General features: G+C 65.5%; 3 protein-coding genes and 1 pseudogene. 2 read left to right on the top strand and 2 right to left on the bottom strand.

From position 1 onward, the window contains the following. Nucleotides 1-92: 92 nt before the first annotated feature. Nucleotides 93-395 carry a cell division protein ZapA gene (locus ACO6VM_RS05660; RefSeq protein ID WP_153785735.1) on the bottom strand — a complete coding sequence of 101 codons (303 nt, stop codon included), beginning with the start codon at nt 393-395 and terminating at the stop codon, nt 93-95. Next, nucleotides 392-622 (bottom strand): hypothetical protein, encoded by a 231-nt coding sequence (locus ACO6VM_RS05665; RefSeq protein ID WP_110992272.1) that lies wholly within the window; start codon nt 620-622, stop codon nt 392-394. Before ACO6VM_RS05665 ends, ACO6VM_RS05660 begins: the two co-directional genes overlap by 4 nt. A gap of 291 nt (nt 623-913) precedes the next feature. Here ACO6VM_RS05665 and ACO6VM_RS05670 point away from each other — a divergent pair. Continuing rightward, nucleotides 914-1,669: pseudogene (locus tag ACO6VM_RS05670) on the top strand (MCP four helix bundle domain-containing protein); the annotation flags it as partial. Beyond that, entirely contained in the window at nt 1,661-2,524 is an 864-nt protein-coding gene (locus ACO6VM_RS05675) for a methyl-accepting chemotaxis protein (RefSeq protein ID WP_390966494.1), read from the top strand. The pseudogene ACO6VM_RS05670 and the gene ACO6VM_RS05675, both read left to right, overlap by 9 nt. Nucleotides 2,525-2,604 lie beyond the last annotated feature (80 nt).

Raw genomic sequence — 2,604 nt, forward strand, 5'->3', positions numbered from 1 at the left:
GCAATAGAAAACACGTGGGAGCGGGCTTGGCCCGCGATCGTCGGTACATACAGTGCCGCAATCGCGGGGCAAGCCCGCTCCCACGAAAATGCTCAGGCGTCGCCGATGGTCCGGCTGATGGCATCGACGGTGGCGTCGATCTGCGCCTGGGTGCGCTCCAGGGTCTTGGCGTGTTCGCGCTGCAACTCGATCTGTTTCGAGCACAGGTTCAGGGCCGCCAGCACCAGCAATTTGTCGCCGATCAGGGTCGGGTAGCTGCGCTTGGTCTCGGCCAGGGCGACGTTGAGCATGCGCACGGCCTGGGCCAGGGTCTCTTCCTGGCCTTCCGGCGCCTTGAGCGAATAGTCGTTGCCGAGGATCGATACGACATTGACCGGCTGCGCGTGCAGCCTCATGCGTTCACGACACCCGCGCTGGCGCGGTCGACCAGGGCCTGGATGCGGGCAGCGGTGGCGCCGTGCTTCTCTTCCTGCTCCATCAGCGACAGCTGCAGGGTCTCGTTCTCTTCCTTGGCCTGGGCCAGTTCCTGGCCGAGGGCGGTGTTCTGCTCGGTGAGTTGAGCGTTCTTGTGCATCAGGTCGCTGACCAGTTGCTCGAGTTGATTCAGGGAAGTTTCCAACATGCGTCTATCTCGGGTTGTTGCAAAGGGCGCACACGATAAGGAAAAACCTGCGCCCTCGCCATTAAATATCGGATTCAAAAGGTTTTTACCTGCTCAGGTTGACCGGTGTCGGCCGCCCTTGTTCCGGCCTGGGTCAACCGCCTGTCAGGAATTTCGTTAGCTGCCTCACAAATCCACCGTGCCACTATCAAGACTGGGCGGTCACGACCGATACGCCGGCAGGTCCTATTTCGTCGCATGGACTGCGGCCCCCTTTCTGCCCTGGATACCGCCTCCATGTCCTTACGCAACATGAACATCGCCCCGCGTGCGCTGCTGGGCTTCTCCGTGATCGGCCTGCTGATGCTTGGCCTGGGTGTCTTCTCGCTGATCCAGATGGGCAACATCCGCCAGGCCGGCGTGACCATCGAGCAAGTCAGCGTACCCAGCATCAAGACCCTCGACGAGCTGACCGCCCTCAACCTGCGCCTGCGCACCCTCTCCTACCGCCTGCTGCTCAACCGCGAGCCGGCCACCCAGCAGGACACCCTGCGCCTGCTCGACGAGCGCAACGCGCAGATCGACAAGGCCCGTCGCACCTACGAGCCGCTGATCGCCGCCGCTGATGAAAAGGCCGCCTTCGAGCAGTACGGCCTGTTGCTCAGCCAGTACCGCCAGCTCGAGTCGCGCATGCGCAGCCTGAGCCAGGCCGGCAAGGTGGATGAGCTGCGCGACCTGCTCAACAGCGAACTGCTGAGCAATTCCGAGCAGATCAACAAGGTCATGGACCAGCTGGTGAAGATCAACACCGACCAGACCGCCGACACCAACGCCAAGGCCGCCAGCCAGTACGCCAGCACCTTCGCCCTGGTGGTCGGCCTGCTGGTGGCTGCCACCGCGCTGACCCTGCTGTTCGCCTTCCTGCTCACCCGCAGCATCGTCAAACCCATCGACGAAGCGCTCAAGGCCGCCGAGCAGATCGCCGAGGGCGACCTCACCCACAGCATCCGCCCCGAAGGCACCGACGAGGCCGCACGCCTGCTGCAGGCCATGGCCAAGATGCAGGACAAGCTGCGCGACACCCTGCAGCTGATTGCCGGCTCCGCCACCCAGCTGGCCTCGGCCGCCGAAGAGCTGAACAGCGTCACCGACGAAAGCGCCCGTGGCTTGCAGCAGCAGAACAACGAAATCGAGCAGGCCGCCACCGCCGTCACCGAAATGACCAGCGCGGTCGAGGAAGTGGCACGTAACGCGGTAAGCACCTCGGAAGCCTCCAGCGAAGCCAGCCGTTCGGCCGGCGATGGCCGCGACCTGGTCATGGAGACCGTAGGTGCCATCGAGCGCATGAGCGGCGACGTGCAGGCCACCGCCAAGCTGATCACCCACCTGGCCGAGCAGTCCCGCGACATCGGCAAGGTGCTGGACGTGATCCGCGGCCTGGCCGACCAGACCAACCTGCTGGCGCTCAACGCCGCCATCGAGGCGGCGCGTGCCGGCGAGGCGGGCCGTGGCTTTGCCGTGGTGGCCGACGAAGTCCGGGCGCTTGCGCACCGCACCCAGCAGTCCACCAGCGAGATCGAGCGGATGATCGGCAGCATCCAGGGCGGCACCGAACAGGCCGTGGACTCGATGCGCACCAGCACCGAGCGCGCCGAATCGACCCTGAACATCGCCAAGGGCGCGGGCCTGGCGCTGGACACCATCGCCTCGGCGGTGGGGCAGATCAACGAGCGCAATCTGGTGATCGCCAGCGCCGCCGAGGAGCAGGCCCAGGTGGCCCGCGAGGTGGACCGCAACCTGGTGAACATCAACGACCTGTCGGTGCAGAGCGCCACCGGCGCCCATCAGACCAGCGCGGCGAGTGCCGAGTTGTCGCGGTTGGCGGTGGACCTCAATGGCTTGGTAGCGCGCTTCCGTACCTGACCTTGAAAATGATCGCGGGGCAAGCCCGCTCCCGCGCCCCCCCGCGAGCCCGCATGGGGGAAGGGGTGCCCCCCGCAACC

The sequence above is a fragment of the Pseudomonas sp. GZD-209 genome (genome assembly GCF_049310485.1).
GTDB classification, from domain to species: Bacteria; Pseudomonadota; Gammaproteobacteria; order Pseudomonadales; family Pseudomonadaceae; genus Aquipseudomonas; species Aquipseudomonas sichuanensis.